Source organism: Variovorax sp. TLI9-5A (assembly GCF_056867935.1).
This window is the reverse complement of the sequence record NZ_CP200310.1, coordinates 3,836,446-3,857,474: the sequence shown is the minus strand read 5'-3', so window position 1 is coordinate 3,857,474 and position 21,029 is coordinate 3,836,446. Positions and strand designations below refer to the sequence as shown.

Sequence of the window (21,029 nt, the reverse complement as noted above, 5' to 3'; positions counted from 1 at the left end):
AAGAAGAAGGCTGAGCGGCTCGGGCCGTCTTAGCCCTCGCGCACTCGCATGAAGCGTGCGAAGCGGGGCAGGCCCTTGGCGGTAGTGCCGTTGTAGCGGTAGGTCACCCAGCTGCCGACAGGAGGCGGACTCTCCCGCTCGGCGTCGCTGAAGCCCGCGCCCAGCTTGAAGCGCTTGCCGTCGGGTGTCTCGACCAGCAGCGCGCCAAGCCTGGCGCTGTGCCTGCCCTTGCCGGGCACCTGCTCGATCACACGGGCTTCGGCGTCTTCATACGGCTTGACCTTCAGCAGGTCGTTGCTGCGCTCGCCACGGTAGCTCGAGGCGCCGCGATGCAGCATCAGGCCCTCGCCGCCCATCTTCACCGTCTTGTCGAGCAGCGCCTGAAGCGCGTCGTGCGTGGTAGCGCGCTCCTGCGGCACTGGCACCACCCACGGTGCGCCGGTGATGGGCAGCAGCTTGCGCAGGGCGCTCAGCCGCGTCGTGAAGTCGCCGGGCTGGGTGGGCAGGTCGAACACCATGAAGCGCATCTCGTGCCACGCGATGTCGTTGGGTGTCTGGCTTCGCGCCGTCGACACTGCGTGCGCGAAGCGGCCCCGGCCCGCCCAGAGTTCGCCGTCGAGCGGTTGCTTCGGCAGCGGGGTGGTGAACCACGCGGGGGCGACGATCCGCTCGCCGCCGCGCGTCCAGAGCTGCTTGCCGTCCCAGTAGGCGCGCACGCCGTCGTACTTCTCGCTGACCCAGTAGTCCGCCAGCGACATGCCGGGGCGGTAGGTCTCGGCCAGCATCAGCGACGGCGCGGGCTCGCGCGCGAGCACGGCCGGCGCGACGGCCAGGCCGAAAGCGGCGAGCAGCAGGGAGCGGCGGTTCAGCATGCTATGAAATGGAGAGCAAAAAAGTAAGGCCGCTTGCGCGGCCCGTCTCGGTGGGCGTCGGGCGGGTTACTCGGCCATGCCTCCGACCACGTTGCTGAAGCCGCCGTCCACGTAGGTGATCTCGGCGGTCACGCCGCTGGCAAGGTCGCTCAGCAGGAAGGCGGCGACGTTGCCGACCTCCTCGATGGTCACGTTGCGGCGGATCGGCGATGCATCGGCCACGGCGGCCAGCATCTTGCCGAAGCCCTTGATGCCGCTGGCCGCCAGCGTCTTGATCGGGCCCGCGCTGATGCCATTGACGCGCATGCCCTTCGGGCCCAGCGAGGCCGCGGTGTAGCGCACCGAGGCTTCGAGCGAAGCCTTGGCCAGGCCCATGGTGTTGTAGTTGGGCAGCGCGCGCTCGGCGCCCAGGTAGGTCAGCGTGAGCAGGGCCGACTTGTCGTTGAGGTAGGGCAGGGCAGCCTTGGCCATGGCCGGGAAGCTGTATGCACTGATGTCGTGCGCGACCTTGAAGCCCTCGCGCGAGAGCCCATCGAGGAAGTCGCCCGCGATGGACTCGCGCGGCGCGAAGCCGATGCTGTGCACGAAGCCGTCGAATTTGGGCCAGGCCTGGGCGAGGTCGGCGAAGAGCTTGTCGATCTGCGCATCGTCGCTCACATCGCAGTCGAAAATGAGCTTCGAGCCGAAGTCTGCGGCATATTCGGTGATACGGTCCTTGAATCGCTCGCCGACATAGCTGAAGGCGAGCTCCGCGCCCTGTTCATGACAGGCCTTGGCAATGCCATAAGCAATGGAGCGATTGCTCAGTACACCGGTGATCAGCAGTTTCTTGCCCGAAAGAAAGCCCATGAGGTTGCCTTGTGAAAATCTTGGGCAGAATTCTCGCATGCGAGGTTGGCTGCTTCTGACATTGGCTCTCTTGGCGCCCGCCTCGTGGGCGGCACATGGTCTGGGCATGGGCTACGAGCCCAAGTACCCGGCGTCCTTCAAGAATTTCGACTATGTGAACCCCGACGCCCCGAAGGGAGGCGAGTTGATCCTGTCGGCCAGCGGCACCTTCGACAAGCTCAATCCGTTCACGCTCAGGGGCGTGCCGCCGGTGGGCATGGGCTATAGCGCCAACGGCTTCGTGTTCTCCGAGTACGGCCTGGTCTTCGACTCGCTGATGACGCCCAGCGAGGACGAGCCCTTCTCCAACTACGGCCTGCTTGCCGAAGACGTGCAGCTCGCGCCCGACCGCCTCAGCGTCACCTTCCGCCTGAACCCGAAGGCGAAGTTCTCCGATGGCTCCCCGGTGCTCGCTAAGGACGTGAAGTACTCCTTCGACACCCTGATGAGCAAGCAGGCCGGGCCGACCTTCCGTTCCTATTGGGTGGACATCAAAGGCGCCGTGGTAGTCGGGGAGCGCACGGTCCGCTTCGACTTCAAGCGCCAGAACTCCGAGCTGCACATGATCATCGGCCAGCTTCCGGTGTTCTCCAGCGCATGGGGCAAGGGCAAGCCCCTCGACCAGATCGTGAGTGAGCCGCCGATCGCCAGCGGGCCGTACGTGGTGGACAAGGTCGATTTCGGCAAATACATCTCCTACCGACGGCGGCCGGACTATTGGGCCGCCGATTTGCCCGTGCGAAAGGGCATGTTCAACTTCGGCTCGGTGTCGTACCAGTACTTCAAGGACAAGCTGGGCGAGGAAGAGTCGCTCAAGGCCGGCTCGCTCGACGCGATGGAAGAGGGCTCGATCATCGCCTGGGTGCGCCGCTACAAGGGGCGCCGCTTCGACTCCGGCGAGTTGATCAAGGAAGAGATCTCGCACCGCCGCTTCACCGGCATGCAGGGCCTGGCGCCCAATCTCCGGCAGCCGCGCTTCCAGGACATGCGCGTGCGGCAGGCGTTGGCGCTGGCATTCGACTTCGACTGGCTCAACCAGCATCTCTTCTACGGGCGCAGGGCGCGCACCACGAGCTACTTCCAGAACAGCGACGACCTGATGGCCCAGCCCGAGGTGAGCCCGGAAGAGCTGGCGCTGATCGAGAACCTGAAGAACAAGCAGCGCTACATCGACAACACCAAGGGTGAATTGCCGCGGCCAGCCACCACGGGGGACACCGCCGAGGGCCTTCGGCGCAATCTCGTCCGCGCGCAGGAGCTGCTGCGGGAGGCGGGCTGGAACTACAAGGACGGTGCGTTGCGCGACAAGGACGGCACGCCCTTCGTCATCAATTTCGACATCCCGGACCGCAGTTCGGGCGTGGTGCTCGCACCCTATGCCCGGAACCTCGCCAAGCTGGGAATCAAGCTCGACTACCGCTTGCGCGATCCCAGCCTGATCAAGAAGAAACAGGATGATCTCGAATTCGACATGGCCATCAACATCGCCGGTGGCTCGTCGAGCCCGGGCAACGAGCTCTTCGACGATTTCGGCTCCAAATCGGCCAACGAGAAGGGGAGCCAGAACCTCAGCGGCATCAGCGATCCGGTGATCGACGAGATCCTCGAAGTGATCGTCAATGCACCCGACCGCAAGTCGCTCGCGGCTGGCGCGCGACTGCTGGACCGTTACTTGCTCCACCAGAACTACGTGATCCCGATGTACTACGGCAAGCAGTACTTCATCGCCCACAAGCGCAAGCTGCGTCGACCGGAGGCTGCGCTGCCGCAACGCCTGCTCGCTGGCTCGGCGATGCTGACGATGTGGTGGATCGACCCCGCCGCGAAGTAGACAGACTGACTGACAACCAAACAGAGACACGGACAGACCAGACCGCATGGCCGCCTACCTGCTCAGACGCCTTCTGCTGATCATTCCCACGCTGTTCGGTGTGCTGCTGATCAACTTCATCATCGTCCAGTTCGTTCCGGGCGGACCGGCCGAGCAACTGCTGTCGCAGCTGACGAACAAGGAGAACCGCATCTCCGGCGGCCCCACCGGGCGCGCCCTCGACGCCAGGCAGGTGGCGGAAATCAAGGCTCTGTACGGCTTCGACAAGCCGGCTCCGGAGCGTTTCTGGCAGATGCTCAAGCAGTTCGCCCGCTTCGACCTGGGCAAGAGCTTCTTCCAGAGCAAGGACGTGTGGCAGCTGATCAAGGAGAAGCTGCCGGTCTCCATCAGCCTCGGGCTCTGGACCTTCTTCATCAGCTACCTGATAGCGGTGCCGCTCGGTGTTGCGAAGGCCGTGCGCGCCGGCTCGCGCTTCGACTTCCTGACCACGCTGCTGGTGCTCGTCGGCTACGCCATTCCGGGCTTCGTGCTGGGCGTGGCGCTGCTGGTGATCTTCGGCGGCCAGCTCCAGTGGTTTCCGCTGCGCGGGCTGACTTCGCCGAACTGGGAGTCGCTGAGCTGGGGGGCGCGCATCGTCGACTACCTCTGGCACATCACCCTGCCGGTCACCGCCATGGTGCTCGGCAGCTTCGCTATCACCGCGATGCTCACCAAGAACTCCTTCCTGGAGGAAATCCGCAAGCAGTACGTGTTGACGGCGCGCGCAAAGGGGCTGGCCGAGCGGCAGGTGCTCTGGAAGCATGTGCTGCGCAATGCGCTGATCCCGATCATCACGGGCTTTCCGGCGGCGTTCATCGGTGCGTTCTTCTCGGGCGCGCTGCTGATCGAGACGCTGTTCTCGCTCGACGGCATGGGTCTGCTGAGCTACGAGAGCGTGCTGCGGCGCGACTACCCCGTGTTCCTGGGCACGCTCTATCTGTTCACGCTGATCGGACTGGTGACCAAGCTCATCTCCGATCTCTGCTATGTCTGGGTCGATCCGAGGGTGAAGTTTGACTGACAAGAAGAACGAAGCGCCCGCCGTGGTGTCCGTGAGCCCGGGCCGCCGTGCCTGGCGCCGCTTCCGCCGCAATCCGCTCGGGTTCTGGAGCCTGGTGATCTTCTCGGCGCTGGTGGTGCTGAGCCTTTTCGCCGACGTGCTGTCCACCGACAAGCCACTCATCGTGCGCTACGAGGGGCAGACCTATTTCCCGGTGCTGCGGGACTATTCAGAGAAAACCTTCGGCGGCGATTTCGAGACGCCGGCCGACTACCTCGACCCGTTCATCGAGCAGCGCATCACTCAGGGCGGCAACTGGGCGATCTACGCGCCCAATCGCTATGGCCCGGGCACGCTCAACTACTTCTCGAAGCCGCCGAACCCGGCGGCCCCCTCGGGTGAGAACCTGCTCGGCACGGACGAGCGAGGGCGCGACCTGCTGGCGCAGCTGATCTACGGCTTTCGCGTGAGCGTGCTGTTCGCGCTGGCGCTCACGGTGATCGGCGTTGTACTGGGTGTCGCGACCGGTGCGGTGCAGGGCTTCTTCGGCGGCAAGATCGATCTGACCTTCCAGCGCCTGATCGAGATCTGGAGCGCGATGCCGGAGCTGTACCTGCTGATCATCTTCAGCGCGATCTTCACGCCCAGCGTGGCGCTGCTGCTGATATTGCTGAGCCTGTTCGGCTGGATGGGGCTGTCCGACTACGTTCGCGCCGAGTTCCTGCGCAACCGGCAGATGGACTACGTGCGCGCGGCGAGGGCGCTCGGCGTGGGCAACCTGCAGATCATGTGGCGCCACATCCTGCCCAACAGCATGGTGCCGGTCGTCACATTCCTGCCGTTTCGCATGAGTGCGGCGATTCTTGCGTTGACCTCGCTCGACTTTCTCGGGCTCGGCGTGCCGCCCGGCACACCGTCGCTGGGCGAACTGCTGAGCCAGGGCAAGGGCAACATCGACGCGTGGTGGATTTCGTTGTCCACCTTCGTCGTGCTGGTCGTCACGCTCATGCTGCTGACCTTCATGGGCGACGCCCTGCGCGACGCGCTCGATCCGCGGAAGGCCGACAAGTGATGAGCAGCGACGCACAACAAACCACGGGCCGTCTGCCTTTGCTCGAAGTGGAGGGGCTGCGTGTCGCCTTCGGCGGCAAGGAAGTCGTGCACGGCATCGACTTCCGGATGGCCGCCGGCGAGAAGCTTGCGCTCGTCGGCGAGTCCGGCTCGGGCAAGACGGTCACCGCGCTGTCGCTGCTGCGTCTGGTGCAGAACGCCGATCTTTCCGGCGCGGCCCGGCTTTTTGGCAACGGGCAGAAGGAGCAGAAACAACAAGGCCCGCGCGACCTGCTGGCCATTCCCGAGCGTGAGCTGCGTGGCATACGGGGCAAGGAGATCGCGATGATCTTCCAGGAGCCGATGACCGCACTGAACGCGCTTTACACGGTCGGCGACCAGATCGCCGAGGTGCTCGAGCTGCACGAGGGGCTGTCGGCGCGCGCCGCGCACGAGGCCGCCGTCCAGTTGCTGGCCGACACCGGCATTCCCGAGCCGGCGCGGCGGGCGAGGGCGTTTCCGCACCAGCTCTCGGGCGGGCAGCGCCAGCGCGCGATGATCGCCATGGCGCTCGCCTGCAAGCCGCGCCTGCTGCTGGCCGACGAGCCGACCACCGCGCTCGATGTGACGGTGCGCGCGCAGATCCTGGACCTGCTGGCCGATCTTCAGCACAAGTACGGCATGGCGGTGCTGCTCATCACGCACGATCTGAACCTGGTCCGGCGTTTTGCCGACCGCGTGGTGGTCATGGAGAGCGGCCACATCGTCGAGCATGGCGCGGTGGCGTCGGTGTTCGAGGCGCCGCAGCATCCCTATACGCGCAAACTGATCGACAGCCATCCGGAACGCGACGTGGCGGCCGTGGCGGCGGATGCGGGCGCGGTGCCGCTGATCGAGGCCAAGGCGCTGCGCGTGAGCTATCCGGTGCCGAAGCCTGGTTTTGCCGGCTGGTTCAGCAAGGGCGAGTTCGTGGCGGTGCAGGGCGCCGACTTCCACATCGCACCCGGCGAGACACTGGGCGTGGTCGGCGAATCGGGCTCGGGCAAGTCGACGCTGGCGCTGGCGGCGCTGGGGCTGTTGAAGCACCAGGGCGCGTTGACGGTCGCAGGCAAAGGGTGGGCGGTCGATCGCGCCTCCGATCTCGGTCTGCGCCGGGTGATGCAGGTGGTTTTCCAGGACCCGTTCTCGTCGCTTTCGCCGCGCATGACGGTGGAGCAGATCGTGGGCGAGGGGCTGCGGGTGCATGCGCCGGAGCTGGGCGTCGAGGCGCGCCGCACGCGCGCGCTGGCCGCGCTGGCCGACGTCGGGCTGACGGAGACGCAGTTTCCGTCGCTGCTCGATCGCTATCCGCACGAGTTCTCGGGCGGGCAGCGGCAGCGGCTGGCGATCGCCCGCGCGCTGATCGTCGATCCGCGGCTGCTGGTGCTCGACGAGCCCACCAGCGCGCTCGACGTCACTATCCAGAAGCAGGTGCTGGGCCTGCTGCAGCGGCTGCAGCGCGAGCGGGGGTTGAGCTACCTGCTCATCACGCACGACGTGGAGGTGATCCGCGCGATGGCGCACAAGGTCATCGTGATGAAGGACGGGGCCATCCTCGAAACAGGGCCGGTCGAGCGCGTGCTCGATGCGCCCGAGCATCCATATACGAAGAAGCTGGTGGCTGCCGCGCTGCTGGAATAAGACGGAGACGAGAAGAAAGATGTCGGAAATCGGACGCGACCGGCGCGGTGCGTGGCGCGCGGCGCTGGCCTGCATGGTCACCCTCGCGGTAGCGATGGGCCTGGGGCGATTCGCCTTCACGCCCATGCTGCCCATCATGCTGCACGAGGGAAAGCTGGAGCTGGCTGCCGGCGGGGTGCTGGCATCGCTCAACTATCTGGGCTACTTCCTGGGAGCGGTGAGCTGTGCGGCGATCGGCATCAAGGCGTCGAGCATGGTGCGGGGCGGACTGGTGGCTACCGCTGCGTTGCTGGTTGGCATGGGGCTGCTGCACAGCTTCACGAGCTGGGGCGTGCTGCGCACGGCGGCGGGCGTGATGAGCGCATGGGTCTTCGTCTTTGCCTCGGGCTGGGGGCTGCGCCGGCTGGCCGAGACCAATGCGCCGACGCTGGCCGGGGTGATCTACACCGGGCCGGGGATCGGCATCGCGATGACGGGGCTGTTGGGTGGCGCGCTGGGGCGATGGGGCTCCGAGGCGGGCTGGATCGGGCTGGGCATCCTCGCGGTGGTGCTGATCGCGGTGATCTGGCGGGTGTTCGACGATGGCGAAGTGGTGCAGGCCGGTGGCACAGCGGCCGCGACGCCTGCTGCGCCGGTCCGTGTCGCGGGGCCGGACGACCGCAGCGACGCGATCTGGCTGGTCGCGCTCTATGGGCTGGCCGGCTTCGGCTACATCATCACCGCCACGTTCCTGCCGGTGATCGCCCGGCAGGCGCTGCCAGGATCGTCCTGGCCGGATTTCTTCTGGCCGCTGTTCGGGGTGGCCATCATCCCGGGCGCGCTGATCGGGGCCAGGGCTCCGACGCACTGGGACAACCGGCTGCTGCTGGCCGTGGCCTACGCGCTGCAGGCGCTGGGCGTGGTGCTGTCGGTGGCGTGGCCGAGCATCGTCGGATTCGCGCTCGGCAGCCTGCTGCTGGGCATGCCGTTCACCGCCATCACTCTTTTTGCGATGCGGGATGCGCGTCGGCTGCGCGGCAACGCGGCAGCCGGGCTGATCGGTTACGCGACGGCTTCCTATGGCGTAGGGCAGATCGTCGGCCCGCTGTTCGCCGCGCCGCTGGCACAGCGGACCGGATCTTTCCAGTTGCCGTTGCTGGTCGCGGCGGCGGCATTGGCACTCGGGGCGGCACTGTTTGCGTTCGTCTGGCTCAAATCGCGCCGCGCCGCCGCGGCAACTCCGCATTAGGGCGCCTAGGCGCCCAAAGGCCCTTCATTAATTGCACAAATAGCATATAATTCGAGGCTCACGACCAAACGGGCGGGTACCAACCGCCCGTTTTTTTTGGTCCATCCATTCCAGGCATTCATTCATGGCTATCTGGCATCCGTGGCGGGCGGATGGCAGGGCCGGGCAATTAAAAGGCGCTTTCGAACACGTGGCATTGCAGCAAATAGTGGAACAAACCGTGGCCGGCCTCGGCTACGACCTGGTCGAGATCGAACGTTCGGCCGGGGGATTGCTGCGCGTGACGATTGATTTGCCCTGGGAAGCCCCCACCTCCGAAGCTGCGGCCGCCGGCCTGTCGGAACCTTTCGTTACTGTCGAAGACTGCGAAAAGGTGACGCGCCAGTTGCAATTCGCGCTCGAGGTCGACGGCGTGGATTACAAGCGGCTCGAGGTTTCCTCGCCGGGTATTGACCGCCCGCTGCGCAATGAGCAGGATTTCGAGCGTTTCGTGGGCGAGGTGATCGACATCACGCTCAAGGCGCCAATGGGCGCCGCGGCGGCTGGCCAGGTGGCCGCCAACCGCAAGAAATTTCGCGGCACGCTGGAGCGGGCCGCACAGGTAGAGGGCGCCGGCGCCCCGGGCTGGCAGATCGTCTGGAGCGACGCGCCCGAGCCCAAGCCGGGTCAAAAAGTGAGCAAGAAGCGCGCGCCCGCAACGCTGCAGGCGCTCGGCTTTGCGCTGGACGAACTGCGCGAGGCGCGGCTCGCGCCAATTGTGGATTTCAAGGGCCGCAAGGCCAGAACCCAACCGGGTTTTTCGGATATTGACGACGGAACGCAGGTTCCGGACTGACCAGAGGAGTGGTGGCATGAATCGCGAAATGTTGATGTTGGTGGATGCGATCTCGCGCGAGAAGAACGTCGAGCGCGACGTTGTCTTCGGCGCGGTCGAGTCCGCGCTGGCGCAGGCCACCAAGAAGCTCCATCAGGGCGATGTGGACATCCGCGTCTCGGTCGATCGCGACAGCGGCGATTACGAAACCTTCCGCCGTTGGCACGTCGTGCCCGACGAGGCCGGCCTGCAGCTGCCCGACCAGGAAATCCTGCTGTTCGAAGCCAAGGAAGAAATGCCCGACATCGAGGTCGGCGAGTACATCGAAGAGGCTGTCGACTCGGTGCCCATCGGCCGTATCGGCGCCATGGCCGCCAAGCAGGTCATCCTGCAGAAGATCCGCGACGCCGAGCGCGAGATGCTGCTCAACGACTTCATGTCGCGCGGCGACAAGATTTTCGTGGGCACCGTCAAGCGCCTGGACAAGGGCGACATCATCGTCGAGGCCGGCCGCGTCGAAGGCCGCCTGCGCCGCAGCGAGATGATCGCCAAGGAAAACCTGCGCAATGGCGACCGCGTGCGCGCCATGATCATGGAAGTCGACCTGACGCTGCGCGGCGCGCCGATCATCCTGTCGCGCTCGGCGCCCGAGTTCATGATCGAGCTGTTCCGCCAGGAAGTGCCTGAAATCGAACAAGGCCTGCTCGAAATCAAGAGCTGCGCCCGCGACCCCGGTTCGCGCGCCAAGATCGCCGTGCTTTCGCACGATAAGCGCGTCGACCCGATCGGCACCTGCGTCGGCGTGCGCGGCACGCGCGTCAACGCCGTGACCAACGAGCTCGCCGGCGAGCGCGTGGACATCGTTCTATGGAGCGAAGACCCCGCCCAGTTCGTGATCGGCGCGTTGGCTCCGGCCAACGTCTCGTCGATCGTGGTCGACGAGGAAAAGCACGCCATGGACGTGGTGGTCGACGAGGAGAACCTCGCCATCGCCATCGGCCGCGGCGGCCAGAACGTGCGCCTGGCTTCCGACCTCACCGGCTGGAAGATCAACATCATGGACGCCAACGAGTCGGCCCAGAAGCAGGCGAGCGAAACCGACGCCAGCCGCAAGCTGTTCATGGAAAAGCTCGACGTCGACGAGGAAATCGCCGACATCCTCATTTCGGAAGGCTTCAACAGCCTCGAGGAAGTGGCCTACGTGCCGATCTCCGAAATGCTGGAGATCGAGGCTTTCGACGAAGACACCATCAACGAGCTGCGCGCGCGCGCCAAGGATGCGCTGCTGACCATGGAAATCGCCAAGGAAGAGGGCGTCGAGCCGCAGTCCGCGGTGTCGCAGGACCTGCGCGACCTCGAGGGCCTCGACCCCGAGCTGATTCCCAAGTTGCACGAAGCGGGCGTGAATACCCGTGACGACCTTGCCGACCTCGCGGTCGATGAACTCACCGAGATCACCGGCCAGAGCGCCGATGACGCCAAAGCCCTCATCTTGAAAGCCCGCGAACACTGGTTCGCCGGCCAAGAGTGATGGTCATGGAGGCACGAAACCAATATGTCCAGTACCACTGTCGCCGAGTTCGCGAACGAGCTCAAGAAGACTCCCGAAACCTTGCTTGACCAGCTCAAGAGCGCAGGCGTGCCCAAGGCGGCCGTCACCGACGCGCTCACCGAGGCCGACAAGCAGCGCCTGCTCGGCCATCTGAAGGCCAGTCACGGCACTGTGGAGCCCGAGCGCAAGAAGATCACGCTGACCAAGAAGTCGACCAGCGAGATCAAGCAGGCCGACTCCACTGGTCGCGCCCGTACCATCCAGGTCGAGGTGCGCAAGAAGCGCACCTTCATCCAGCGCGACGACGGCCACGTCGCCACGCCGGAGACCGTGCAGCACGTCGCTGAAGCGCCCGCTGCCGCGCCCGCCGCACCTCGCATCGACGAAGCCGAACTGGCCCGCCGCGAGGAAGAGGCGCGCCGCCAGGCCGAGCTGATCCGCCGCCAGGAAGAAGAGCTGGCCGAGAAGCGCCGCCAGCGCGAGGAAACCGAAGCCCGCGAACGCGAGCAGGCGGAGAAGGCCGAAAAGGCCGAGCAGGAAGCCGCGCGCGCCGCCGCCGAAGCAGCCGAGAAAAAGGCTGCCGCGGCAGCCGCTGCTGCTGCCGCGAAGCCGGCTGCTGCAGCTCCCGCGCCTGCCGTGGCCGCCGTTGCCGAACAGAAGGCGGCTGAGCAGAAGGCTGCAGAGGACAGCAAGCTCGCCGCCCAGGCTGCCGCTGCGCAGGCCAAGGAAGACGCGAAGGCCAAGGCCGCCGCCGAATCGAAGGCTCGCGCCGATGAGGAAGCCGCGCGTGCACGCGACCTGGACGAGCGCCGCCGCAAGGCCCTGGCCGAAGCCGAAGCCATCCGCGCCATGATGAACGCACCGGCCCGCGTGCTGGTGCCGCACAAGGCGCCCGAGAAGCCGCAGCCCGAGAAGGCCGGCGTCAAGGGCACCCTGCACAAGCCGACGGCTCCCGCCGCGCGTGCAGGCGCACCTGCCGCACCAGGCGCCGCAGCAGCACCCGGCGCTGCCGGTGCCGCTGGTGCCGGCAAGGAAGTCAAGTCCGCGAAGCTTTCTTCGAGCTGGGCTGGCGATCCTGCCAAGAAGAAGGAAATCAAGACCCGCGGCGATGCGAGCGGCGGTGTCGGCCGCGGCAACTGGCGCGGTGGTCCGCGCGGCCGCCGTGGCAACGACCGGGGAGGCCATGAAGAGCAGCACGTGCCGGCCGCACCGGTCGAGGCACGCGTGCTCGAGGTGCATGTGCCCGAAACCATCACCGTGGCCGAACTGGCGCACAAGATGGCTGTCAAGGCGCAGGAAGTCATCAAGCAACTGATGAAGCTGGGCCAGATGGCGACCATCAACCAGTCGCTCGACCAGGACACCGCGATGATCCTGGTGGAGGAAATGGGCCACAACGCGGTGGTTGCCGCGCTGGACGACCCGGAAGCCTTCACCGACGAGGACGTGTCGGCGCAGATCGCCGAAGCCCTGCCGCGCGCCCCGGTCGTGACCGTCATGGGTCACGTCGACCACGGCAAGACCTCGCTGCTGGACTACATCCGCCGCGCCAAGGTCGCCGCGGGCGAAGCCGGCGGCATCACCCAGCACATCGGTGCCTACCACGTGGAAACCGAGCGCGGCATGGTGTCCTTCCTCGACACCCCGGGTCACGAGGCCTTCACGGCCATGCGTGCCCGCGGTGCGCAGGCCACCGACATCGTGATCCTGGTGGTGGCGGCCGATGACGGCGTCATGCCCCAGACCAAGGAAGCCATCAAGCACGCGAAGGCGGCTGGTGTGCCGATCGTGGTTGCGATCAACAAGATCGACAAGCCCGACGCCAACCTGGACCGTGTGAAGCAGGAACTGGTGGCCGAGGAAGTCGTGCCCGAAGAGTACGGCGGCGACGTTCCGTTCGTCGGCGTGTCGGCCAAGACCGGCCAGGGCATCGACGACCTGCTCGAACAGGTGCTGCTGCAGGCCGAAGTGCTGGAACTCAAGGCGCCGGTGGATGCCGCCGCCAAGGGCCTGGTCATCGAAGCCCAGCTCGACAAGGGCCGCGGCCCGGTCGCGACCGTGCTGGTCCAGTCCGGCACGCTCAAGACCGGCGACGTGGTGCTGGCCGGCTCGACCTATGGCCGCGTGCGCGCCATGCTGGACGAGGACGGCCGCGCGACCAAGTCGGCTGGTCCTTCGATCCCGGTCGAGATCCAGGGCCTGACCGAAGTGCCGCAGGCCGGCGACGAGTTCATGGTGATGAGCGACGAGCGCCGTGCGCGCGAAATCGCCACCTACCGTGCCGGCAAGTTCCGCAACACCAAGCTGGCGAAGGCCCAGGCCGCGAACCTGCAGAACATGTTCACCGACCTGTCGGCGGGCGAAGTGCAGACGCTGCGCATCATCATCAAGGCCGACGTGCAGGGCTCGCAGGAAGCGCTGGCCCAATCGCTGCTCAAGCTGGCGACGGACGAGGTCAAGGTGCAGGTGGTGTACGCCGGCGTGGGCGGCATCAGCGAGAGCGACATCAACCTCGCCATCGCCTCGAAGGCGGTCGTGATCGGCTTCAACGTGCGTGCCGATGCCGGTGCGCGCAAGCTGGCCGAAGGCAACGGCGTGCAGCTGAACTACTACAGCATCATTTACGACGCCGTGGACGAGATCAAGGTCGCGATGTCGGGCATGCTGGCGCCGGAGCGCCGCGAGGAAATCATCGGCTCGGCCGAGATCCGCACGGTGTTCGTGGCCTCGAAGATCGGTACGGTCGCGGGTTCGTACATCACCTCCGGTTCGGTCAACCGCAGCGCGCATTTCCGCCTGCTGCGCGACAACGTGGTGATCTACACCGGCGAGATCGACTCGCTCAAGCGCCTGAAGGACGATGTGCGCGAAGTCCGCGAAGGTTTCGAGTGCGGTATCAAGCTCAAGAACTTCAACGACATCAAAGAGGGCGATCAGCTCGAGTTCTTCGAGATCAAGGAAATCGCGCGTACGCTGTAAAGCGCGCCACGATATCGGGCTCATTGCCGCGTTGCAGCCGTCTTGCCGTACTGAAGTACTGTCTGCGACGGCGCGCCTTGCACTGAGCCCGATCTCGCGACGCTAGTGATTGATCAAATGCCTAAGAAAAAAGCAGCCGCTCCCAACCGCGCCTTCAAGGTCGCCGATCAGATCCAGCGCGATCTGACGGAGTTGATCGCGCGCGAGTTGAAGGACCCGCGCGTGGGCATGGTCACGCTTCAAGCCGTCGAGGTCACGCCCGACTATGCGCATGCGAAGGTCTTCTTCAGCCTGCTCACGGGCGACGTGGCCGAGACGACCGAAGCGCTGAACCAGGCCGCGGGCTTCCTGCGCAACGGCCTGTTCAAGCGCCTGCACATCCACACCGTGCCCACGCTGCACTTCGTGTTCGACCGCACCACCGAGCGTGCGGCCGACATGAACGCGCTCATCGCACAAGCCGTCGCTTCGCGCTCGAAAGACGACTAGCCATGAACGCGCCACGCACACGGGTGCAGCGGCGCCCTGTGCATGGGGTGTTGTTGCTCGACAAGCCGCTGGGGTTCTCCAGCAACCAGGCCTTGCAGAAGGCCAAATGGTTGCTGCGCGCCGAAAAGGCGGGCCATACCGGCACGCTCGATCCGTTGGCGACCGGCGTTCTGCCGCTGTGCTTCGGCGCCGCCACCAAGTTCAGCCAGCTGCACCTGGACGCAGACAAGACCTACGTGGCCACGGCCCGCCTGGGCGTCAGGACGTCCACCGGCGACGCCGAGGGCGAGGTGATCGCCGAACGGCCGGTTCAGGTCCGGCCTGAAGACCTGGCGCGCGTCCAGGCGCAGTTCACCGGTCCGATCCGCCAGGTGCCGCCGATGCACAGCGCGCTCAAGAAGGACGGCAAGGCGCTGTACGAGTACGCCCGCGAAGGCGTGGAGGTCGAACGGGCTCCGCGCGACGTGGTCATCCACAAGCTCGAGCTCCGTTCGATCAGCGACGACACCGTCCGCATCCTCGCGTCCGTCAGCAAGGGCACCTACATCCGCACCCTCGGTGAAGACATCGGCGAGGCGCTCGGCTGCGGCGCGCACCTGACTTCGCTGCGCCGCGTCGCCACCGGAGGTTTCGTCGAGGCCCAGTGCGTCACCATCGAGGCGCTGGAGGCCATGGACGAGGAAGAGCGCCTGGCGCAGCTCCTGCCGGCCGAGGCGCTCGTGGACGGCCACAGCCGCGTCACGCTGGGCACGGAAGATGCAGCACGCTTTCTTTCGGGCCTGCGCCGCCGTGGCGACTGGGCCGATGCCGACGAGGTGGCCGTGTTCGGCTCCAATCCGCAGGCGTTTTTGGGCACGGCCCATGTGACGGCCGGCGAACTGATACCGGGGCGCTTGCTGAACCCCATCGAAATCCAGCAAATTCTTTTGAACGCACAACAGACCGAAGCGACACCATGAGTACCAAGCAAATCCGCAATATCGCCATCATTGCCCACGTTGACCATGGCAAGACCACGATGGTCGACCAGTTGCTGCGCCAGTCGGGCACCTTCGCCGAGCACGAGAAAGTGGTCGACACCGTGATGGACAACAACGCGATCGAAAAGGAACGCGGCATCACCATCCTGGCCAAGAACTGCGCCGTGAGCTGGAAGGGCACGCACATCAACATCGTCGACACCCCCGGCCACGCGGACTTCGGCGGCGAGGTGGAGCGCGCTCTCTCGATGGTCGACGGCGTGCTGCTGCTCATCGACGCCCAGGAAGGCCCGATGCCGCAGACCCGCTTCGTGACCAAGAAGGCGCTGGCGCTGGGCCTGAAGCCCATCGTGGTGGTGAACAAGGTCGACAAGCCGGGCGCCAACCCCGACAAGGTGGTCAACGCCGCCTTCGACCTGTTCGACAAGCTCGGCGCGACCGACGAGCAGCTCGACTTCCCGGTGGTGTACGCCTCGGGCATCAACGGCTGGTCCTCGATGGAAGAGGGCGCGCAGGGCGAGCAGTGGGGCCCCGACATGTCGGCCCTGTTCGACACCATTCTGAAGCACGTGCCTTCGCAGAAGGGCGACCCGGCCGCGCCGCTGCAGCTGCAGATTTCCGCGCTCGACTTCTCGACCTTCGTCGGCCGCATCGGCGTGGGCCGCATCAGCCAGGGCACGCTCAAGCCCATGATGGACGTGCTGGTCATGGAAGGTCCGGACGGCAAGACCATCAAGGGCCGCGTCAACCAGGTGCTGACTTTCCAGGGCCTGGACCGCGTGCAGGCCACCGAAGCCGGCCCGGGCGAGATCGTGCTGATCAACGGCATTGCCGACATCGGCATCGGCGTCACCGTCACCGACCCCACCAATCCGGCGCCGCTGCCGATGCTGAAGGTCGACGAGCCGACGCTCACGATGAACTTCTGCGTCAACACCAGCCCGCTGGCCGGCCGCGAAGGCAAGTTCGTCACCAGCCGCCAGATCTGGGACCGCCTGCAGAAGGAACTGCAGCACAACGTCGCGCTGCGCGTGAACGAGACCAGCGAGGAAGGCGTGTTCGAAGTGATGGGCCGCGGCGAACTGCACCTGACCATCCTGCTGGAGAACATGCGCCGTGAAGGCTACGAAATGGCCGTGTCCAAGCCGCGCGTGGTGTTCCGCGAAATCAACGGCGAGCGCCACGAGCCGATCGAGCTGGTGACGGCCGACATCGAGGAAGGCCACCAGGGCGGCGTGATGCAGGCACTGGGCGAGCGCAAGGGCGAACTCGTCAACATGGAACCGGACGGCCGTGGCCGCGTGCGCCTCGAATACCGTATTCCGGCGCGTGGCCTGATCGGCTTCACGAACGAGTTCCTGAACCTGACGCGCGGCTCGGGTCTCATCAGCAACATCTTCGACAGCTACGAGCCGCACAAGGGCGACATCGGCGGCCGCAAGAACGGCGTGCTGATCTCGATGGACGACGGTGAAATCTTCACCTACGCGCTGGGCAAGCTGGACGACCGCGGCCGCATGTTCGTGAAGGCGAACGACCCGGTTTACGAAGGCATGATCGTCGGCATCCACAGCCGCGACAACGACCTGGTGGTGAACGCCACCCGCACCAAGCAGCTGACCAACTTCCGCGTCTCGGGCAAGGAAGACGCGATCAAGATCACGCCCCCGATCGAACTCACGCTCGAATACGGCGTGGAATTCATCGAGGACGACGAGCTGGTCGAGATCACGCCCAAGAGCGTGCGCCTGCGCAAGCGCTTCTTGAAGGAGCACGAGCGCAAGCGCGCCAGCCGCGACCTGATGCAGAGCTGATCGAACGGGCGCTCGCAGAGCACCCCGTTCCTTTTCTCCTCTCTCCATGCGCCTGACGCACGGCGGCGCCGTCTGGCTGATGGTCGTCGTGACCCTGATGTGGGGCACGGCGGGCGTCGTCACGCGGCATCTGGCGCAGGCGCACAGCTTCGAGATCACCTTCTGGCGCAGCCTTTTCACGACGCTGGCGCTGCTGGTGATCCTGCCGCTCTGGCGCGGACGCGCCGTGTTCTCCCAATTGCGCCGCGGCGGGCGTGAAATCTGGATCTCCGGCGTGTGCTGGGCAGTGATGTTCACGGCCTTCATGGTCGCGCTGACGCTGGCTTCTACGGCCAGCGTGCTCGTCACCATGTCGCTCGGACCGCTCTTCACCGCGCTGGCGGCGCGCTTCTTCATCGGGCACCGGCTGCCGGCGCGCACCTGGCTGGCCATCGTGGTCGCAGGGGCGGGCATCGGCTGGATGTACGGCACGCAGTTGATGGACGGGGGCGGCGGCTCGCTGGCCGGCACGCTGCTCGCACTCTGCGTGCCATTGGCCGGCGCGGCGAACTGGACCGTCGTGCAGCACGCGCAGGCGAAGGGTCACAAGATCGATCTCGTGCCGGCGGTGCTCATCGGCGCGGTGATCACGGCACTCTTCACGCTGCCATTGGCATGGCCGTTCCGTGCGAGCGCGCACGATCTCGGGCTGCTGGCCTTCCTCGGCGTGTTCCAGCTCGCCATTCCGTGCGTGCTCTCGGTGCTGTGCGCCCAGGTGCTGAAGGCGCCCGAGGTCGCGCTGCTGGCCTTGCTGGAGGTGATCTTCGGCATCGCGCTGGCCTGGATCGGCGCCGGCGAAGAGCCAGCTCCGAGCGTGCTGGCTGGCGGTGTGCTGGTGATCGGCGCTCTTGTCTTCAACGAACTGCTGGCGCTGCGCGGACGGCGCACCACGGTCGCCGACACCGCGGTGCCGGGCGCGCACTGACTTTTCCGCTGCCTATTGCTGCAGGCTGGGGCTGCCGGGAACGCCCATGCTGCCCATGCGCGCTTCGAGCACCTTGCGCATGAAGGTCTGTGCGAAGTCGTCGCCCACGCGCCAGCCGCCGCCGTCGTCTTCCACGAAGGTGAATTCGCCCCTGACCGGCAGCGAGCTGTCGCCGCCGGAAAAAGCGCTCATCAGGCTGTCGTTGTATTCGACGACCAGCGGGCAGGCGTGGCCAGCACCGTCTTCCAGCTTGCGACAGGGGCCGGTCGGTTCGATCTCGGCGATCTCGCGCGAGCGGTTCGGGTCTTTGCGCACCAGGCCCGGATCGGTGCGCGGGCGCATGCGTGCGGCCGAGGCCATCCGCGCCGAGCCCAGTGGCGCCGCGCCTTCTCGAAAGGCCTTTTCCATCGCCTCGCGGCCGATGGGCTCGGCGTTGTAGAGCGGCCTGCCATCGGCGTCGAGATTCCCGAAGCGGGCCTCGACGATGGCCACGTCCGCGCCGCGCACGACCATGTCGTCGCTCTTCGGTTCCGCGGGGCCGATGGTGTAGGCCATCGGCTCCTTGCTGTCGCCCTGCGTCATGACCGCCATGCAGCCGCGGATGCGCTCCGGCTTGCGATAGCCGACTTCGCGCATGCTGCCGACGGTGGGTGTCTCGATCACGGTGCCGGCGTTGGGATCGAGGTGGCGCATGCGCACGTCCATGCTCACGCGGCGCATGAGGCTGTCGAGCGTCTTGCGTGTGGACGCGGCATCGCAGGCGGGCACGCTGGCCGGGGCGAAGGCATACCAGCCGAGCCCGCCGCCGATCACGGCCACAGCGAGGGCGAATTTCAGCGCGCCGATGCGGCTGCTGCGTTTGGTGCGCGCCTGCCACGCCTTGACGGCCTGCTCGTCGGCCTCGATGAGAGCCTGCGCCCCGGCCACGATGCGTGCGCGCTCGACGGCCGTGGCGAAGGCCGGCTCTGCCGCGACCTGGGCGCGCAGGGCGTCGAAGCGCTCTCTCTCGAGCGGGCCTTCGGTGGCGAGCCATGCCAGCGTGGCGACGGGAGAAGCGGGCACCGTGCCGACGACGGGCGTTTCGACCAGGGCCATGTCGCGCGTCTCGGCGTCGATCAGGGCGTCCCTGTAGAGCGACTCGATGGCCTCGCGCGTGATGCCCTGTTCCGCGAGTTCGATGAGGTCGTCGGCGTCGATGGCTGTGTCGGCAGCGTCGTCGGCATGAGGAGCGTCGTCCTCGATCCGGTCCAGCGCGGCGTTCTGTTCTTCCTCGGTGAGCAGTCCGCGAACGCGCATCCAGGCCAGCGCATGGGCCGGGCTCGGCAGCGGAGGGAGGGCGGCGGTCTCGGGATGGGTGAGCACGGCGTCGTGCTGCGCGTCACTGATCAGGCCCTGGTTCAGCAGGGCGCGGAACGCGTCCGGATTGGCATCGGGAGTCATGCGGGCATTCTGCCGTGAGTGGCACCGGCCCCGTACCGGGGAAACCGGCAAGAAAAACGCCGGCAAAAGCCGGCGTTTCTGCGTCAGGTCGTCCGAAGACGATCAGGGACGGGCGATCTTCCAGGAGCCGTTCGCGAAGCCGTCACCGGTCTTGTCGCCGGGCTTGGCGTCCTTGGCCCAGTAGTACAGCGGCCAGCCCTTGTAGGCCCACTGGCGCTTGCCGTCTTCGCGAATGATGATGGTGTAGCCGCCGATGGGCTTGGCGGCGTCGGCCACGCCCAGCGGAGGCCAGTTGGTGGCGCATTGGCCGTTGCAGGCGGAGGTGCCGGCACCGGCGGTGTCCTTGGTGAAGGTGTACAGCGTCATTCCGTTCGGTCCGACCAGCACGCCGTCGGCGGTGCGGGTGGGCGTGTCGGGTGCGCTTGCGGTCTTGTTGGACATGCTGCCGCAGCCGGCAAGCAGGGCCGCCGCGAGGATCGAGGCGCTGAGCAATTTCATGCAGTTTCTCCTTCGGTTGAAAAATCGCGAAAACGAAGCCGGTGACGAAGCGCCGGCAGGATGGTTGCGCGACCCGGCAGTTTATGCGGTCGTCAAGACAAATCGCGGTAGGCGAGGGTCGCAAGTTTGAGCAAAAGGTCGCGTGGCAGCTTGCCGGCGATGGCGTAGCCGAAGCCCTGGTCGACCCAGTAGAAGCTCGGCACGGGGCCCTCGGAGGCGAAGCGGAAGGCGGTTTCGCTGGCGGCGGGGTTGCCCGCAATACGCGCGTCGAGGGTGCCGACGTAGAGCGTCACGCGTTCGCCTGCGGCGTCCTCGAACATGAACTGGGCGCGCGCGCCGGTCTCGCCCGGCAGCAGGCGACCACCGACCAGCGTGTAGCCCTGGCTGGAAAGGTCGGGCACCTTCAGCGGCCGGTCGAGGCGTCTTGAGAGCCACTGGACGAGGTGCTGCTGCTCGGATGCGGTCACCTCGACGGGGTGCCGTTTCTCGGGTGCGTAGACGGCGTGGGCCACCGAGGCGTCGTGCACGAATTCACGCAGGGCGGGGGCGCGGGCCAGCTGTGCGCCGGCGCGCGGCACGGACCACTGGGCCCATTGCGCATTCCCGATCCAGCCGGCGGCGAAGGCCACCAGCAGGCCGGCGGCCAGGCCGCCCCAGCGCGTCCACGAGCCGCCCTGGCTGCGATCGAGCGCGCCCATCAGCGGCGCTGGGATCGGCGCGTCGAGCAGTTCGCCGTGCAGCCGGCGTAGTGCATCGCGCTGCGCATGCCATGCCGCGACCCTGGCAGCCACTGCGGGATCGCGCGCAATCGCTTCCTCGACCGCATCGCGGCGGTCCGGCGGCAACTGGCCGTCGACCCAGGCGTGCAGCTCGTCGTCGGTAGGGGGCGGGGCGGGGCGGTTCATGATCTT

17 protein-coding genes are annotated in these 21,029 nt (G+C 66.5%); 12 read left to right on the top strand and 5 right to left on the bottom strand.

All coding sequences use genetic code 11. The annotated features are described in order from the left end of the window. Nucleotides 1–29: 29 nt before the first annotated feature. Together AC1VNX_RS18140 and fabI are read right to left on the bottom strand one after the other, a co-directional pair. The gene (locus AC1VNX_RS18140) at nt 30–872 is read right to left on the bottom strand and encodes a DNA ligase (protein ID WP_483158072.1); all 843 of its coding nucleotides are present in this window, start codon (nt 870–872) and stop codon (nt 30–32) included. A 66-nt stretch (nt 873–938) separates the two neighbouring features. Next, a complete protein-coding gene (fabI, locus tag AC1VNX_RS18135) occupies nt 939–1,721 on the bottom strand; it encodes an enoyl-ACP reductase FabI (protein ID WP_483158070.1) in 783 nt (260 codons plus the stop codon). Between the two features lie 70 nt (nt 1,722–1,791). Between fabI and AC1VNX_RS18130 the strand changes: the two genes are divergently transcribed. The 12 genes from AC1VNX_RS18130 to AC1VNX_RS18075 all read left to right on the top strand — a co-directional run bounded on the left by AC1VNX_RS18130 (nt 1,792) and on the right by AC1VNX_RS18075 (nt 18,180). Continuing rightward, a complete protein-coding gene (locus AC1VNX_RS18130) occupies nt 1,792–3,591 on the top strand; it encodes an extracellular solute-binding protein (RefSeq protein ID WP_483158068.1) in 1,800 nt (599 codons plus the stop codon). Between the two features lie 46 nt (nt 3,592–3,637). Beyond that, nucleotides 3,638–4,651, top strand: coding sequence for a microcin C ABC transporter permease YejB (locus AC1VNX_RS18125; RefSeq protein ID WP_483158066.1), 1,014 nt, complete (start codon nt 3,638–3,640; stop codon nt 4,649–4,651). Further along, nucleotides 4,644–5,702, top strand: coding sequence for an ABC transporter permease (locus tag AC1VNX_RS18120; protein WP_483158064.1), 1,059 nt, complete (start codon nt 4,644–4,646; stop codon nt 5,700–5,702). Before AC1VNX_RS18125 ends, AC1VNX_RS18120 begins: the two co-directional genes overlap by 8 nt. Continuing rightward, a complete protein-coding gene (locus tag AC1VNX_RS18115; RefSeq protein ID WP_483158062.1) occupies nt 5,702–7,360 on the top strand; it encodes an ABC transporter ATP-binding protein in 1,659 nt (552 codons plus the stop codon). The genes AC1VNX_RS18120 and AC1VNX_RS18115 overlap by 1 nt, the downstream gene beginning before the upstream one ends. 19 nt (nt 7,361–7,379) lie before the next feature. Next, entirely contained in the window at nt 7,380–8,588 is a 1,209-nt protein-coding gene (locus AC1VNX_RS18110) for a YbfB/YjiJ family MFS transporter (RefSeq protein ID WP_483158060.1), read from the top strand. A gap of 190 nt (nt 8,589–8,778) precedes the next feature. Beyond that, complete coding sequence (rimP, locus tag AC1VNX_RS18105; RefSeq protein WP_483161976.1) at nt 8,779–9,423, top strand: ribosome maturation factor RimP; 645 nt, start codon at nt 8,779–8,781, stop codon at nt 9,421–9,423. A 16-nt stretch (nt 9,424–9,439) separates the two neighbouring features. Further along, nucleotides 9,440–10,933: a transcription termination factor NusA gene (nusA, locus tag AC1VNX_RS18100; RefSeq protein WP_483158057.1), complete on the top strand. Its 1,494-nt coding sequence runs from the start codon at nt 9,440–9,442 to the stop codon at nt 10,931–10,933. A gap of 24 nt (nt 10,934–10,957) precedes the next feature. Then, nucleotides 10,958–13,933, top strand: a complete 2,976-nt coding sequence (infB, locus tag AC1VNX_RS18095; protein ID WP_483158055.1) for a translation initiation factor IF-2 — start codon at nt 10,958–10,960, stop codon at nt 13,931–13,933. A gap of 117 nt (nt 13,934–14,050) precedes the next feature. Then, nucleotides 14,051–14,422: a 30S ribosome-binding factor RbfA gene (gene rbfA, locus AC1VNX_RS18090; protein WP_019652808.1), complete on the top strand. Its 372-nt coding sequence runs from the start codon at nt 14,051–14,053 to the stop codon at nt 14,420–14,422. 2 nt (nt 14,423–14,424) lie between these two features. Next, nucleotides 14,425–15,381, top strand: a complete 957-nt coding sequence (truB, locus tag AC1VNX_RS18085; RefSeq protein ID WP_483158053.1) for a tRNA pseudouridine(55) synthase TruB — start codon at nt 14,425–14,427, stop codon at nt 15,379–15,381. Further along, nucleotides 15,378–17,216, top strand: a complete 1,839-nt coding sequence (typA, locus tag AC1VNX_RS18080; protein WP_483158051.1) for a translational GTPase TypA — start codon at nt 15,378–15,380, stop codon at nt 17,214–17,216. Before truB ends, typA begins: the two co-directional genes overlap by 4 nt. Nucleotides 17,217–17,262: 46 nt before the next feature. Beyond that, a complete protein-coding gene (locus AC1VNX_RS18075) occupies nt 17,263–18,180 on the top strand; it encodes a DMT family transporter (RefSeq protein ID WP_483158049.1) in 918 nt (305 codons plus the stop codon). A gap of 12 nt (nt 18,181–18,192) precedes the next feature. Here AC1VNX_RS18075 and AC1VNX_RS18070 read toward each other — a convergent pair whose 3' ends face one another. The 3 genes from AC1VNX_RS18070 to AC1VNX_RS18060 form a co-directional block, all read right to left on the bottom strand. Next, nucleotides 18,193–19,620 (bottom strand): hypothetical protein, encoded by a 1,428-nt coding sequence (locus AC1VNX_RS18070; protein ID WP_483158047.1) that lies wholly within the window; start codon nt 19,618–19,620, stop codon nt 18,193–18,195. Between the two features lie 102 nt (nt 19,621–19,722). Continuing rightward, entirely contained in the window at nt 19,723–20,118 is a 396-nt protein-coding gene (locus AC1VNX_RS18065; protein WP_483158045.1) for a COG4315 family predicted lipoprotein, read from the bottom strand. A gap of 92 nt (nt 20,119–20,210) precedes the next feature. Continuing rightward, complete coding sequence (locus tag AC1VNX_RS18060; protein ID WP_483158043.1) at nt 20,211–21,023, bottom strand: anti-sigma factor family protein; 813 nt, start codon at nt 21,021–21,023, stop codon at nt 20,211–20,213. Between the last annotated feature and the right edge of the window lie 6 nt (nt 21,024–21,029).

Excerpts from the sequence above, each read along its gene's own strand:
- fabI (WP_483158070.1), bottom strand. The coding sequence starts at position 1,721 with ATGGGCTTTCTTTCGGGCAAGAAACTGCTGATCACCGGTGTACTGAGC.
- infB (WP_483158055.1), top strand. The coding sequence starts at position 10,958 with ATGTCCAGTACCACTGTCGCCGAGTTCGCGAACGAGCTCAAGAAGACT.
- AC1VNX_RS18065 (WP_483158045.1), bottom strand. The coding sequence starts at position 20,118 with ATGAAATTGCTCAGCGCCTCGATCCTCGCGGCGGCCCTGCTTGCCGGC.
- AC1VNX_RS18060 (WP_483158043.1), bottom strand. The coding sequence starts at position 21,023 with ATGAACCGCCCCGCCCCGCCCCCTACCGACGACGAGCTGCACGCCTGG.
- AC1VNX_RS18115 (WP_483158062.1), top strand. The coding sequence starts at position 5,702 with ATGAGCAGCGACGCACAACAAACCACGGGCCGTCTGCCTTTGCTCGAA.
- AC1VNX_RS18110 (WP_483158060.1), top strand. The coding sequence starts at position 7,380 with ATGTCGGAAATCGGACGCGACCGGCGCGGTGCGTGGCGCGCGGCGCTG.
- AC1VNX_RS18140 (WP_483158072.1), bottom strand. The coding sequence starts at position 872 with ATGCTGAACCGCCGCTCCCTGCTGCTCGCCGCTTTCGGCCTGGCCGTC.
- AC1VNX_RS18070 (WP_483158047.1), bottom strand. The coding sequence starts at position 19,620 with ATGACTCCCGATGCCAATCCGGACGCGTTCCGCGCCCTGCTGAACCAG.
- truB (WP_483158053.1), top strand. The coding sequence starts at position 14,425 with ATGAACGCGCCACGCACACGGGTGCAGCGGCGCCCTGTGCATGGGGTG.
- rbfA (WP_019652808.1), top strand. The coding sequence starts at position 14,051 with ATGCCTAAGAAAAAAGCAGCCGCTCCCAACCGCGCCTTCAAGGTCGCC.
- nusA (WP_483158057.1), top strand. The coding sequence starts at position 9,440 with ATGAATCGCGAAATGTTGATGTTGGTGGATGCGATCTCGCGCGAGAAG.
- AC1VNX_RS18125 (WP_483158066.1), top strand. The coding sequence starts at position 3,638 with ATGGCCGCCTACCTGCTCAGACGCCTTCTGCTGATCATTCCCACGCTG.
- typA (WP_483158051.1), top strand. The coding sequence starts at position 15,378 with ATGAGTACCAAGCAAATCCGCAATATCGCCATCATTGCCCACGTTGAC.
- AC1VNX_RS18075 (WP_483158049.1), top strand. The coding sequence starts at position 17,263 with ATGCGCCTGACGCACGGCGGCGCCGTCTGGCTGATGGTCGTCGTGACC.